The sequence below is a fragment of the Flavobacterium gelidicaeli genome, from assembly GCF_013294005.1.
Classification (GTDB): domain Bacteria; phylum Bacteroidota; class Bacteroidia; order Flavobacteriales; family Flavobacteriaceae; genus Flavobacterium.
Map to the genome: position 1 here is coordinate 412,627 of NZ_JABSNK010000002.1, position 13,710 is coordinate 426,336.

At 34.2% G+C, this 13,710-nt stretch carries 12 protein-coding genes; 4 read left to right on the top strand and 8 right to left on the bottom strand.

Translation table 11 applies throughout. From position 1 onward, the window contains the following. Window positions 1-174: 174 nt before the first annotated feature. From HNP99_RS04470 to HNP99_RS04490, 5 genes are all read right to left on the bottom strand, one after another. Window positions 175-795: a hypothetical protein gene (locus HNP99_RS04470; protein ID WP_173851702.1), complete on the bottom strand. Its 621-nt coding sequence runs from the start codon at window positions 793-795 to the stop codon at window positions 175-177. Between the two features lie 66 nt (window positions 796-861). Next, the gene (locus tag HNP99_RS04475; protein ID WP_173851704.1) at window positions 862-1,548 is read right to left on the bottom strand and encodes a DUF6624 domain-containing protein; all 687 of its coding nucleotides are present in this window, start codon (window positions 1,546-1,548) and stop codon (window positions 862-864) included. 182 nt (window positions 1,549-1,730) lie between these two features. Next, window positions 1,731-2,219 carry a hypothetical protein gene (locus tag HNP99_RS04480; protein ID WP_173851706.1) on the bottom strand — a complete coding sequence of 163 codons (489 nt, stop codon included), beginning with the start codon at window positions 2,217-2,219 and terminating at the stop codon, window positions 1,731-1,733. Between the two features lie 271 nt (window positions 2,220-2,490). Next, window positions 2,491-2,901 carry a BrxA/BrxB family bacilliredoxin gene (locus HNP99_RS04485; protein ID WP_173851708.1) on the bottom strand — a complete coding sequence of 137 codons (411 nt, stop codon included), beginning with the start codon at window positions 2,899-2,901 and terminating at the stop codon, window positions 2,491-2,493. A 111-nt stretch (window positions 2,902-3,012) separates the two neighbouring features. Then, window positions 3,013-4,161 (bottom strand): lycopene cyclase family protein, encoded by a 1,149-nt coding sequence (locus HNP99_RS04490; RefSeq protein WP_173851710.1) that lies wholly within the window; start codon window positions 4,159-4,161, stop codon window positions 3,013-3,015. Between the two features lie 168 nt (window positions 4,162-4,329). On the opposite strand from HNP99_RS04490, the gene tnpA reads away from it, so the two are divergent. After that, window positions 4,330-4,767 (top strand): IS200/IS605 family transposase, encoded by a 438-nt coding sequence (tnpA, locus tag HNP99_RS04495; RefSeq protein ID WP_173851712.1) that lies wholly within the window; start codon window positions 4,330-4,332, stop codon window positions 4,765-4,767. Window positions 4,768-5,075: 308 nt separating this feature from the next. Here the strand turns inward: tnpA and HNP99_RS04500 are convergent, their stop codons facing one another. Together HNP99_RS04500 and HNP99_RS04505 are read right to left on the bottom strand one after the other, a co-directional pair. Next, a complete protein-coding gene (locus HNP99_RS04500; protein ID WP_173851714.1) occupies window positions 5,076-5,546 on the bottom strand; it encodes a thioredoxin family protein in 471 nt (156 codons plus the stop codon). A 13-nt stretch (window positions 5,547-5,559) separates the two neighbouring features. Beyond that, entirely contained in the window at window positions 5,560-7,812 is a 2,253-nt protein-coding gene (locus tag HNP99_RS04505; RefSeq protein WP_173851716.1) for a TonB-dependent receptor, read from the bottom strand. Between the two features lie 104 nt (window positions 7,813-7,916). Between HNP99_RS04505 and HNP99_RS04510 the strand changes: the two genes are divergently transcribed. From HNP99_RS04510 to HNP99_RS04520, 3 genes are all read left to right on the top strand, one after another. Then, window positions 7,917-9,788, top strand: a complete 1,872-nt coding sequence (locus HNP99_RS04510) for an Nramp family divalent metal transporter (RefSeq protein ID WP_173851718.1) — start codon at window positions 7,917-7,919, stop codon at window positions 9,786-9,788. A 99-nt stretch (window positions 9,789-9,887) separates the two neighbouring features. Then, a complete protein-coding gene (locus HNP99_RS04515; protein WP_173851720.1) occupies window positions 9,888-10,541 on the top strand; it encodes a metal-dependent transcriptional regulator in 654 nt (217 codons plus the stop codon). 55 nt (window positions 10,542-10,596) lie between these two features. Beyond that, on the top strand, window positions 10,597-11,262 hold the full coding sequence (locus tag HNP99_RS04520; RefSeq protein WP_173851721.1) for a hypothetical protein: 666 nt from the start codon (window positions 10,597-10,599) through the stop codon (window positions 11,260-11,262). Window positions 11,263-11,609: 347 nt separating this feature from the next. Here HNP99_RS04520 and feoB read toward each other — a convergent pair whose 3' ends face one another. Next, a complete protein-coding gene (gene feoB / locus HNP99_RS04525) occupies window positions 11,610-13,709 on the bottom strand; it encodes a ferrous iron transport protein B (protein ID WP_173851723.1) in 2,100 nt (699 codons plus the stop codon). Window position 13,710 lies beyond the last annotated feature (1 nt).

A 13,710-nucleotide genomic window follows, 5' to 3' on the forward strand; every position in this document is an offset into this window, starting at 1 on the left:
ACAAATTTTCCAAGTACAAAACCATTTTTAAATTCAGCCAAATACCCAAATATCTTGTAACGGCTCCTATGTTTGTAAAATCATATATTTAAGTAATTTAAAAATAATAATTGAAAGAGCAAATGAGCAGATCAAGATATTGTAACGGCTTAGGCATGTTAGCGGATGTTTTTTTTAGCTTACCCAAGTTTCTATTTTATAAATAATTTTCCATTTTCCATTAATCTTTTTTAAATATATTGATTTTCCGCTCGCACATAATCTACCACAATAATGATTTAATTCTAAATAGGCTTTCTGTTTATCTTTTGAAAAAACAGGTATTGTCATTTGATAAAAACTATATTTTTGGTTCGCTTTTCTTTTACCGATTTCTTTTTCAATTGAAGTTAGATTAATTTTTTCAATGTTTTTTTCGTTTATTTTTATCTTTTCAGTATTTATGTTTTGGTTTAATAAAAACAAAGAATCACTGGGATTAAAGAATAAATTATTTTCTATTTTTTTATTTAATAATTCGTCAATAGAAATCTGATTGAAGTAGGAGCGTGGGAGAACAATTGTATTCTTATCTTTATTTTTGTCAATAACTATTATGTTTAATCTAATTAAATTTTCACATAACATTATAGACTCTTTATCTTTTTTTAAAACATTCAGACTATCTTCAAGAACTATCGTTCTAACAATTTCATTGATATCTTTTGTTTTCGTAGAATCGGATTCAATTTCGTTAGTATTTTTACATTTGGTAAATAAAAGAGAAATAAGTAAAATTAGTAATATATTTTTCATTATTTAACTGATTATCTTTTGGTTATGATTTTTTTTTTAAAATATCCGCTAACTGGGAAATAGTGGTTATAATTCGTCTATTTCATTCAATTTATAGAGTTTAAATTCGACATCCATTTCCTTAGTATATTCCTCAATTGTTTGTTTGAAACCTGCTTTTTTTCTTCGGATATTTACAAATTCAGCGTTTTTAATTGGCCATATAAAATAAATCCATTCACCTTTTTTATTTGCTTTACCTTTTATTTGTGTTCCGTATAGTTGCTCGATACCCTTATACATCAAGTTTCTGTCTTCCATAAGTGCTAAAGAAACTTTTGTTAAATTACCATTTTTAACTGCTTTTCTAATTAACGGCAGATACTGATCAATTTTTTGTGAATGTTGTAGGACATAAAATACTGCTTTATTAGCTTTTTCACCTTCAATAAGTTTACTTGGATACCCATTTTCAGCAATTATAGACTCTACAGTTTTTAGATTTGTACTGTCAATTTCCTTCATTAAATTGTATTTTTTACTGCCTTCTAAATCTATTGCAGTAATTTTCATTTCGGTAACTAATTGTTCTTTTCTTTCTGGAGTGATGCTATTATTTAAAAGTTCACGTATTCCTTGATCTTTGAGTAAAATAGTTTCTAATTCATTTGTGATTTTTAAACGTAGTTCGTTTTTGTTCAAACGGTTGGAGTCCTTATTGTGCACCTTGCATGAAATAGTAAGAGCCGCTAAAACACAAAGACTAAGTATCATTTTTTTCATTTTATAAAAATATTGTTTTTTATAAAGAACTATTAATGGATGCTGATTTTTGTGTAAAGTTTAACTTAACCGTATTCCACTCTGAATTAAATTAATTTGTGGATCGTGGGTTTCTAGTAGTCACAATAGATTGTTATTGAACTTTGTTTGGATTTAGGCATTGATTGCCTTTCTTATTGTGTTAAATTAAATAGTGTAGTTAAACCTTTATCTAGAATATATTTATATATTCCTCTTCTCGCTCGAAGAGTGTCTCCATTTATAAAATATATTTCAGCTGATTGTCCACCTGAACGGCCAGAGGTGGCGAAATCATTCCAAGCTCTTTTTAGATGCGTGCTTTTTATACGCGGGACCTTTATTTTGTGAGTGTTTATTACTTTAAAGTATTCAGTTCTTTCTTTTATAAATAAAGTGGGTAAATTAGTTAAATCTGGGGCTGGATCACCCTCCTCTATATCTAAATATGATTTAAATTGAATCGTATTCTTTTTCGTATCCACTTTAAGGAATCTCCAATTGACCTCGCCTGGATATTCCTTACCCCAAATTGATGTAGTATCTTTGACAGCATATATTTTAATGTGATTAATAGTGTTCTGTGCTTTTGAAGATATGCTTAAAATAAGTGCAACTAGAAGTAAGTTTAATGAAATTTTCATGATTTTAGTTTTCTTTAATTCATCATTTTCTTTTTTTATTACAAGAAAATGAAAGGGGCATGATAACACAAATAAATACTATTTTTTATTATTTTATAAAAATGTTGATTGTGATAAGGAACTATTAGTGTTTGTAGAATGTTGCGCTGTCGGATTGGAAATAGCTCCAAAAAAAACCGCAAACTCACAGAAATAATCTGCGAATTTGCGGTAAATAAATTTTGTGCTCTTTACATAAAAGTTTAGAGCACTTTATTTTAAAACAAAAGTCTTAGCAATACTCGTTGTAAGCATCTTGTAGGTTCTCAGCGATCATTTCAGCTGGACGACCTTCAATGTGGTGACGCTCTAACATGTGAACCAATTCTCCGTTTTTGAACAACGCCATTGATGGTGAAGATGGAGGGAAAGGGAACATTTGCTCTCTTGCTGCATCTACTGCATCTTTATCAACTCCTGCAAAAACAGTGATTAAGTGGTCTGGTTTTTTAGCACCGTCTAAGCTCATTTTTGCTCCTGGACGTGCGTTTCTTGCTGCACAACCGCATACTGAGTTCACAACTACTAGTGTTGTTCCTTCCGCTTTTATTGCGTTTGCTACTTCTTCAGCAGTATGTAAATCTTGAAACCCTGCAGTTGTTAATTCAGCTTGCATTGGGAGTACCATGTCTTGTGGATACATATCGTTATATTTTAAATATTAGTTTTGATTTTGCAAAGTTACGAAGTTTACAATGAACTCTATAACATCAACTATAAAGTTTTGTTATTGTTTGATAGAGGGCTAGTTTTATTAGAAAAGATAGCGCACAGATCTAACTAACGACCAGATAAAAGGAGTTTTAGGACATTTTAAGATCACTTTAATATCTTCGTATAATGATGTTTCTTCGTCTAAAAATTTGAAAATCAGTGCGGGACTTCCTTTTTTGAACATGGACGAGAATATCGCGGCTCCTTTTTCGTTCTTTCGGTCCAAGATATCTAGCAAGAGTAAATCATAGAACCAAAATTTGCTGCGTTTATGATACTTTCTAAAATCGTTTTCTTGTTTCAAAAAAGCGATTAATTGGGTCGATTTTTTATCCGAATTTTTAAAGGTATATCCAGTGCTGGCTTTGGTCCATCCGCCGGCAGTTCCTATATTCAAAACACGTTGGCTGTTTTTTTTCCAGAAAGGGTAGCAGGTCATTGGGATGCTGCCTTGTTCTTTTTCGGTTATCTCGTAGTCAGTAATACCGAGTTTCGAAATGTAGTTTTGAATTTCGCTTTCGTATTCGCTTTTCGCCAATAAATCATGCGAAAACAAAGTGTACTCCAATAAAGCTTCGGTAGTTGCTGTTGGTAACACATACATAAAACGGGTGTTGCCTTTTTGAGCCACCGAGAAATCCATAAAAGTAGCTTGGTCTGGATTAAAAGCAGCTTCTTTACTTTTTATAAACCAACCGATAAAATGCTGTTGCAACACCGGATATTGGGTCTGCGTTTCCACTTCGGTTTTTCGATAGATACTATTAAAAACGGCGCTTGCGGTAAAGTTTTCAGTAGCGGTGGCGACAAATACGTGCGTTTCGAGTTCGTTAATATCCGTCACCGTTTCGTTTAGAAAGTGAATATTTTTTTGTTTCGAAATCAAATCAAACACTTGATTGTAAAAATCGAGTCCTTTAACTTGATTGTAATGGTAAGGTTGTAGGTCTAAATCTCTCTTAAAATGAGCATTAGCAAACAAAGCCGAGTCCCATTTTTTAGATACGGATTGGTTCCAAGTAGAAGTTCCTTCTTGCCAAAAACACCAGGTACGATCGTTGGTTTTTTTAGTGTCTTGGTCAATTAGCAAAATAGATTTGTCCTTAAAATCACCCGATAGGATCATTTTATACACCGTCATCAATGCTGCTAAACCCGAGCCTGTAAAAATGTAATCGTAGTTTTTCATAAAGGGTATTCGAAATTTATCCCAAAAATAGGGATATTATTTTTTAGGCTGTAGCCAAAATTATAATAAGCCATTTTTTACAGTATTTATTGGTCACAGCTTCGGGTTTAAAACCCTGCAATTTATTGCAGAACTTTAGTATTGCGAAAAAATCTTTATCTTTAGTTTATGAGTAGAGATTTAAGAAAAGGTTCTCACACAGTAATTAGCTTAACGTGTCATGTTGTTTGGGTTACTAAATATAGGTTCAAAGTTTTGAAGGGAGATGTTCAAAAGCGATGTCGTGAACTTTTGATTCAGATATGTGAAGCTGAAGGAATTGATATTTTAAAAGGAGTTGTGAGTTCGGGCCATGTTCATATGCATATAGAGTATGCTCCAAAACAAAATGTTAGTTCAATTTTGAAAAGTTTCAAAGGAAGAACTTCAAGAAAACTTCAAATGGAATTTCCAGAAATCAAAGCACGATATTGGGGGCAACACTTTTGGGCAAGTGGTTATGGAGTTCGGAGTACAGGAAACATTACAGATAAGATGGTAAATGAATATTTGGAACATCATCGAAAAAAAGATGGAGATGATGATTCCAATTTCATTCTCGAATGAAAAGATGAGGGACTTTCAGTCCCTCGTAAAACAAACCTCTGCACTTTCAGTGCAGAGTGGTTTAGTTAATTTATTGAGTTTGTAAAACGTATTGTATTGGTTTTTGATTTTACACCAAATTTTAGGATTTATTTAAAATGCAATTTCGTTTGAATTAATCGGTGGTTATTTTTTAACTCTTGCTAGCTCTTTTGAAAATCTGTGAAATCTGTGAAAATCTGCGTGAAAAAACAGTGCACGCAGATTTGGCAGATTTTCGTAGCTAGTATTTCAGATTTTAATCTAAATAAAAGTCAGCTTCACTTTGTCTAAAGACCGTTTGCCTTTTGAAGTATAGAAAGCATGGCCTTTGCTCGAATAACCGAATGCTGCTGAAAAATAATCGAAGTATCAGTTCCTAAGATGGTTACCGTAGGATAGACCACTTGACCGTTTATAGTTGCTAATGCTGCTGCCAACTCATGAATCCCAGTATTGGTGCCCGTTGGTTTGAAATTGAAGGCATGATTATTAAAAATTATTTGCTCTTTGGTTTCGGCATCAAAGGACACGAAATAAAAATTATAGTTCAACTCTGCAACCACTTCTTTGTTTTTAAAAGTGCTGTTTTCCATCATTTTGCAGTAGTTGCACCACGAGGTATGAATGAAAACTACGATGGGTTTTGGGTTGGCTTTTGATAATTGTTCGGCTTCTTGAAACGTATGCGTTTTTAATTGCGCAAAACCAGATGGCATTGTGCAAAATAAAATGAGTAGTAAGAGTAGTGTATTTTTCATGCGAATTTTATAATTACTTCAAGGTATAGCGTACTCCAAAGAAAGAGCGCACACCTTGATTGGGTCCATACACATACGAAGGATCAAATGTTAAGGCATATGGATTATCTGGAGTTGCTTGTACATTGCCGCTGCTATCAAACTGTACATTTTTATCAAATGGGTCATTTGCTCTGGCAATAATGAAAGGGTTTCCTTTGTTTGGGGTCCAATTCAGCAAGTTTTTTACACCCGCATAGATTTCCACATTCTTTAATTTATTAAATGTAAATTGAATATTTTGAATGCTCCATGTAGGCGAGTATTCTTGTCTTGGATCTAAATTTCCCAATAATGGCAAACGCATCGGTCCATAGACATTACCTGTGTAGTCAACATCAAGAAATAATTTATTGATTCGGTACGAAATCGCCCAAGTAGCCGAGAATTTCTCGGTCAAAATTTGTTGTGTGGTAATACCATTTTCAGTTTTGGATACATCCATATACGTTGCCCCAAGAATCATTTTCAAGCCATTGTTGAACACAAAATCAAGATTGGCGCTAACTCCTTTTGTTACGGCATGGCCATCTAGATTTTTATAGATGATTTGGTTGGGATTGGTATCGTAATCTGGAATAATCGAATTGCTAAATCGCGTGTACCAAGCCGTTGTTTCTAGCCCAATGAAGTTTCCATTGTTGGTATAAAACTTTTTCAGGTAATTTATGTTGGCATTAATAGAACGTTCTGGTTTTAAATCTTCGAGAACAATAACGTCTCTTGATCCAGTTAGTGCGGCATGCTCTTCGGTAAAAAGGTTGACGATTCTAAAACCCGTTCCTGTATTGAAACGGAGAATGTTATTGTCATTGATTTTCCACTTGTAAGCAAATCTTGGTGTAAAAATATTTCCATGGTTGTTGTTGTAATCGTAACGCGCTCCTAACAAAATTTTGTGTTTGTCGTTGAATGCGATTTCGTCTTGAACAAACAAACTCGGAATCCAGTTTACATCTTCCGTTACTGTTGCGGTGGTGTTGTCATCATAATACTGGTAACGCAGAGCGGTTCCAAAAAGCAAATCGTGTTTGTTGATTTTTTTATCCCAAGTCAATTGTCCAAAACCAATGCGCTGTTTTGCTAAATAGGGCGTGTTTCCATAAACCGAGTTTTGATCGTGGTCTGTATAAGAGAACGAAAAAAGCATCTTCTCTACCGTAGGCAATTCGTAGGCGCCCAATAGTTCCCAACGTCTGGTATAGATACTTTCTCCGTAGACTTCATCGCCTCCGCGAAAGCCTTTATTCCATTGCAATTCGCCACCCCATCGGTCTTCATAGAAAAAACGTCCGGCGAGTGAGAGTTGCTTGTTGCTCTTTCGATTAAAATTCCATTTTTGAAAAACGGAGATGCGGTCTTGCAAAGTCACATCGGTAAAATTATCGTTATTGTTGTCAACGGGATTACTATAATTAAAATAGTTCACCCCCGTTAGAACAGAAGCTGTTTTGCCTATGTTTCCTTTAAAACCTAGGTCTACATTGAGTTCGCCATAATCTGTAATAAAAGAATCTGCTGAAAATACAGGAGCGTTTGTTGGATTTTTAGTGATAATATTAATCAATCCACCCACGGCTTCGCTACCATAAAGCGAAGAGGCTGGGCCTTTGACGATTTCAATGCGTTCTAAAAGCGAATTCGGAATTCCAGATAATCCATAAACCGTAGACAAACCGCTCACGATAGGCATACCGTCAATGAGCACTAAGGTATAAGGTCCTTCCAACCCGTTAATGTGAATGTCTCCCGTGTTGCAAACATTACAGTTCAATTGCGGACGCACACCGTTTACATTTTGCAAGGCTTCAAATATATTTGATGTTGGGTTTTTCTTGAAAAACGTAGGCTTGTACACTTCAATAGGAACCGGACTTTCTAAACGGCTAACCGGTTTCATTGTTCCTGTGATGACTACTTCGTCTAGGGAATTGTCTTCTCTTAATTTGATGTCAAGAACGGTTTCGATGCTGTCTATAAGAGTAATTTGTCGCTTTTCTGTTCGAAAGCCAGTGTAGGAAACGGCGATTTCGTAATCACCTTCGGCCAAATCTTTTATAAAATAATTTCCATTGGCATCTGAAACTATAGATTTTGATGCTTTATTGATCAAAATATTCGCTTGTGGCAATGGCATTCCATCTGCGGTAACTGTTCCTTTTAGACCCGATTGAGCAAAGGAAATGCTTGTTAAGAGTAGTAATAAGGCGACTTTTAAGGTTTTCAAAATATATTTTTTAGGTTACTGTTAATATTAAATTTAGGCAAATCTAAAAATTATATTTGATTTAGCAAAAAAACATAATTATATTTGCCTCAAATAGTTATTAAATGGGTAAGTCATTAGAAGAGGTAAACGAGTCCGTTTCCACTCAGAATAAGAAATCAGTTTTTCGTAAAATATTAGCATTTTTTGGTCCTGCATATTTAATAAGTGTAGGATATATGGACCCAGGAAACTGGGCAACCGATCTAGCAGGAGGAAGCCAGTTTGGCTATTCTTTACTATGGGTTTTATTAATGAGTAATATCATGGCGCTGCTATTACAAAGTTTAAGTGCTCGATTGGGAATCGTTACCCAACGCGATTTAGCGCAGGCATCACGAGAGACATATTCTCCGTTTATCAATTATATCTTGTATTTCTTGGCAGAGATTGCGATTGCTGCCTGTGATCTTGCTGAGGTTTTAGGTATGGCGATTGGTATCAATTTACTATTTGATATTCCGTTGATCGAAGGAGTGATGATTACGGTTCTAGATACCTTTCTATTGCTATTTTTAATCAATAAAGGAATTCGAAAAATGGAAGCCTTTATCATTGCTTTAGTCTTGGTAATTGGAGTTTCTTTTGTATTCGAAATGTTCTTTGCCCAACCCGAATTAGATAAAGTGATGCTGGGATTAATTCCAACAATGCCTAACGAAACCGCTTTATACATTGCCATTGGTATCATTGGTGCTACGGTGATGCCGCATAATTTATATTTACACTCCTCACTGGTGCAAACCCGAAAATTTGATCGATCAAAGGAAGGAATCAAACAAGCCTTGAAATATAATTTTATCGACTCGACTATTGCCTTAAACTTAGCGTTTTTTGTGAACGCCGCTATTTTAATTTTGGCTGCAGCCACATTTTACAAAGTCGGGATGCATAACGTGGCCGAAATTCAAGACGCACACAAATTTTTACAACCGTTGCTGGGTACAAAATGGGCACCTATTTTATTTGCAGTTGCCTTAATCGCCGCAGGACAAAGTTCTACCATTACGGGAACTCTTGCGGGGCAAATCATCATGGAAGGTTATTTGAATTTAAGAATCCAACCTTGGGTTCGTCGTATCGTAACGCGTTTAATTGCCATCGTTCCTGCAGTAGTGGTGATCACTATTTTTGGAGAAGGTGTAACCGGAAAATTATTGATTTTTAGTCAGGTGATCTTGAGTTTGCAATTGGGATTTGCCATTATACCGTTGATTCACTTTGTGAGTGATAAATCAAAAATGCGCGGATTTCATATTGGTAAATGGACACAAATTGCTTCTTGGATTGTCGCTTCGATCATCGTTATCTTGAACGGGAAATTAGTTCTTGACGAAATCACAGGATGGCTTGAAACAGCCGAAAATCCAATTATTCTATGGCTTACCGTAGTTCCGCTAGCTTTTGCTTTCTTGATTTTGCTGCTATATATCGTGATCAAGCCTTTTATATCTAAGTCAAAAGCCGACTTTCATAATCACTCCCCGCATAATTTAAAGCTGCGTTTTTCTAAATCTAAAGATTATGATAAGAAGAATATAGCCGTTACAGTTGATTTCTCTGCTGCTGATGAGGCTGCTTTAAATAGTGCATTTGAACTAGGAGGGAAGCAGGCAAAATACACGTTAATACATATTGTAGAAACTGTAGGAGCTTTAATGTATGGAGAGCACATTGATGATCACGAGACTTTAGTTGACGAGAAATTACTTGAGGAATACAAAGAAATGTTATTCGAAAAAGGATTTAATGTCAGTATTCAGCTTGGTTTTGGTAAGCCTAATAAAGTAATTCCAACAATTATAAATGAAGGCGAATTTGACATTTTAGTAATGGGAACACACGGTCATACTGGTTTCAAGGATTTGATTTTTGGAACTACTGTAGATAAATTGAGACATAAAATTACTATTCCGCTATTAATTGTAAGAGAATAATAATTAGGAGCTATTTCCTGCTTTCCGCTATATCTTGCTCTTTTTAAGAAAAAAGAGCAAGGATGCCGCTGCAATCAGGGCTAAAAACACAAAGACACCATGACACTTTCCGAAGAAAATTATTTAAAAGCAATATACCATCTCACCGTAATTTCTAACACTGATGTGAGTACTAATGCCATTGCCGAAATGATGGAGACAAAAGCTTCATCAGTAACCGACATGCTTAAAAAGCTAGCCGAAAAGGATTTGGTTAATTATATAAAATACCAAGGCGTTTCCTTAACAGATCAAGGGAAACTTGCTGCTAAAATGATCGTTCGAAAACACCGTTTATGGGAGGTTTTCTTAGTGGAGAAATTAGATTTCTCTTGGGATGAGGTACACGATGTAGCCGAGCAATTAGAACACATAAAATCAGAGAAATTGATCAATAAGTTAGACGATTTCTTGGGTAATCCTACCGAAGATCCGCATGGAGATCCTATACCAAATGCACAAGGTGAAATTTTTAAAATTGAAAAGCAGTTGCTTTCTGAGTTGACTGTTGGTCAAAAGGGAATGTGCGTAGGAGTCAAAGACACATCGTCAGAATTTTTAAAATACTTAGACAAGCAAGAGATTGCTTTGGGCTCAAAAATAGAAATTATAGGTAAAGAGAGTTTTGATTTGTCTTTAAAAATAAAAGTCGAAGGTCGCAACTTGACTATTTCCAACAAAATAGCAAGCAATTTGTTTGTTAAATTAAATTAGGATTTATGGACTACTTTTCGTACCTTATACTAAGTTAAATAACAATATTAAAATTATGAAATACAAAATTACTTTACTCGCTTTATTATCAATTAGTTTAAGTTATTCTCAATCAATAATGCCAAAAGCGGTAACTCAAGAGATGAGTGCTGGATCGCAACCTGGAATTACAGTTTATATGGCTAATGTTTCTGAGGATAACATTGAAGATGCAATTGAAGAAGTTACGAAGCCTTATAAAGGGAAAGAGACCAAAATTAGAAAGTCGGATGAGTTTTATTTAGACAATGCTACAATAGAACAAATTAGCCCAAATACAATAGATATACACCAAGTTGTAGCAAAAGATGGTAATGGTTATAATTATACTGCTTTCTTCAATTTAGGAGGTTTGTTTCTTGATAATGCCTATAGTCCTGAAAAGTTTCAATATGCAACTAATATTGTCAAAAGTATTGCTGTAAAAGCAACTGAATTGCATATGGACGAAGTATTAGAATCAGAAAACAAAGTCTTAGAAGGTTTAGAAAATGATAAAGTGAAATTAGCTAAGGGTTCTGAAAAACTAGAAAAGAACATTAAGAAAGCAAAAGACTTAATTAAAGACAGTGAAGATGAAATCAAAGAAAACGCTAAAGTGATGGCAAGTAAAACTGCCGAGATAGAAACGCAACGTCAAAAATTAATTAAGTTACAAGACATTAAAAAGATGCTTAACTAATAGCTTCTATTTTAATCGTAAAAAAAAACGCAAAGTAGTATTGAGCTGCTTTGCGTTTTTTGTTTGTTATAAATTTATTGAATAGACTAAGCTAAACTACTTCCCTATAAGTCCAATCTAATATTATTACTTCGGTCGTAGCCGAGACGCAACAGCGATTCTAAACTCCATTCCAACGAACAATTAGACTCTTTTATAAAAAGCATTGGTATAATTAGTGGCAACCACAATCATCAGTACCGCAGCTTTTATCAGATTTCTTCTTTTTAAAAAAATACTTTTTTGTTAAAAACCCTAGGGCTAAACCAAGGATTATAAAGGCTATAATTTCTTGTAACATACTCTTTTTATTTTAAAATTTGGTAGGCAATAAGCGCTACGATATAAGCAAAGCCGCTCATGAAAATTAGTTGCCCTACAGGCCATTTCCAAGAGTTGGTTTCTTTTTTTGTTATAGCCAGTGTACTGGCGCATTGTAATGCAAAAGCATAAAATAATAATAAGGATATTCCTGAGGCAAAATTAAATACTTTCTCTCCAGTTACAGGATTGATTTCAGCAGCCATTTTATTTTTTATAGTGTCGTCGTTATCACTACCACCTACACTGTAGATTGTGGCTAGTGTTCCTACAAATACTTCTCTAGCAGCAAAAGAACTAATAATGGCAATTCCTATTTTCCAATCGTATCCTAAGGGTGAAATAACAGGCTCAATGGATTTACCCATGATTCCTATATAGGAGTTTTCTAATTTATAAGAAGCGATTTTGTTTTCTAATTCTACTGGAGTTAAAGCAACGTTTTCTATTTTTGATTGGATAATTTCTTCGGCATTATTAAATTTCTTTCCAGGTCCATAAGATGCAAGAAACCATAGCACAATAGAGATTGCTAAAATGATCTTACCAGCACCGTAAACAAAGGCTTTTGTTTTTTCGATTACATTAATGGCTACGTTTTTAAACATAGGCAGTTTGTAATTGGGCATCTCCACCACAAAAAATGTTTTGCCTTTTATTTTCATCACTTTATTCAACGCATAAGCTGATAATATAGCCATACCAAAACCTAATAAATATAACAACATTAAGGTTAGACCTTGCAAGTTAAAAATGCCTAAAACGTGCGTGTCTGGAATTACAAGTGCAATAATAATGGCATAAACTGGTAATCTAGCTGAACAGGTTGTAAATGGTGTTACCAGAATAGTGATTAAGCGTTCTTTCCAGTTTTCGATATTTCGAGTTGCCATAATAGCGGGAATGGCGCAAGCGGTTCCTGAGATTAATGGTACCACGCTTTTTCCTGATAATCCAAAATTACGCATGATTTTATCCATCAAGAAAACAACTCTACTCATATACCCACTTTCTTCTAATATGGATATAAAAAGAAATAAGAAAGCAATTTGAGGAATGAAAATTAAGATTCCACCAATACCAGGAATAATTCCTTGAGATATTAAATTGGTCAACACCCCAGGAGGCAACGATACACTTGCTAAAGCACTTAAAGAGGCAAAAGTAGAGTCAATAAACTCCATTGGAACTTTAGACCATTCAAATATAGATTGAAAAATAACAAACAAAATCGCAAAGAAAATTGCGTAACCCCAAATTTTATGTGTTAGCACTCGATCTAGTTTTGATCTAAAATCTTTTGCAACAGAAGCATCAACATTTAATCCTACTTTTAAGGTGTCGTTAATAAACTGATACCTTTTGATGGTTTCTTTTTGCTGTAAGCGTTTCAAGTCTGAATGTGACTTGGTAAACGAACTGTTAATTTCTTTTCGCTCTAGGTTCAAGAAGTTAACATCTTGAGTGATCACAAGCCATAATTTGTACAAAAGTTGTCCTGGGAATGCTTTGCGCAAGCTATCAAAATATTCTGGATCAATTATAGATGCATTCAAGCAGGGTTCGCTTGAAATGGTTTTGTAAGTAATTATTAATTTTTTTAATTCGTCTATTCCAAAGCCTTTTCGAGAACTAACTAAAGCAATTTTGGTCTTTAAATGTTCTTCTAAATACGGAATATCAAGAGTAATTCCTTTGTGTTCCATTCTGTCAGCCATATTAATGACTAAAATAGTAGGGATTTCAAGGTCTTTTATTTGGGTAAAAAGTAATAAATTACGTTTTAGATTTTCAACATCGGTAACTACAAGAGCAACATCAGGATATAATTTATCATTTTTATTTAAAAGTAATTCTATTACTACGTTTTCATCAATAGAACTCGCATTCAAACTATAGGTTCCGGGTAAGTCTAGGATGTTTGCTTTAACATTATTAGGTAATTTACAAAACCCAATTTTTTTCTCCACAGTAATTCCAGGATAGTTTCCCACTTGTTGGTTTAATCCAGTCAATTGATTAAAAACTGACGTTTTACCTACATTAGGATTCCCAATTAAAGCAACATTTATATTTTGATTAATCATT

Excerpts from the sequence above, each read along its gene's own strand:
- HNP99_RS04500 (WP_173851714.1), bottom strand. The coding sequence starts at position 5,546 with ATGAAAAATACACTACTCTTACTACTCATTTTATTTTGCACAATGCCA.
- HNP99_RS04490 (WP_173851710.1), bottom strand. The coding sequence starts at position 4,161 with ATGAAAAACTACGATTACATTTTTACAGGCTCGGGTTTAGCAGCATTG.
- tnpA (WP_173851712.1), top strand. The coding sequence starts at position 4,330 with ATGAGTAGAGATTTAAGAAAAGGTTCTCACACAGTAATTAGCTTAACG.
- HNP99_RS04520 (WP_173851721.1), top strand. The coding sequence starts at position 10,597 with ATGAAATACAAAATTACTTTACTCGCTTTATTATCAATTAGTTTAAGT.
- HNP99_RS04510 (WP_173851718.1), top strand. The coding sequence starts at position 7,917 with ATGGGTAAGTCATTAGAAGAGGTAAACGAGTCCGTTTCCACTCAGAAT.
- feoB (WP_173851723.1), bottom strand. The coding sequence starts at position 13,709 with ATGATTAATCAAAATATAAATGTTGCTTTAATTGGGAATCCTAATGTA.
- HNP99_RS04480 (WP_173851706.1), bottom strand. The coding sequence starts at position 2,219 with ATGAAAATTTCATTAAACTTACTTCTAGTTGCACTTATTTTAAGCATA.
- HNP99_RS04470 (WP_173851702.1), bottom strand. The coding sequence starts at position 795 with ATGAAAAATATATTACTAATTTTACTTATTTCTCTTTTATTTACCAAA.
- HNP99_RS04475 (WP_173851704.1), bottom strand. The coding sequence starts at position 1,548 with ATGATACTTAGTCTTTGTGTTTTAGCGGCTCTTACTATTTCATGCAAG.
- HNP99_RS04485 (WP_173851708.1), bottom strand. The coding sequence starts at position 2,901 with ATGTATCCACAAGACATGGTACTCCCAATGCAAGCTGAATTAACAACT.
- HNP99_RS04515 (WP_173851720.1), top strand. The coding sequence starts at position 9,888 with ATGACACTTTCCGAAGAAAATTATTTAAAAGCAATATACCATCTCACC.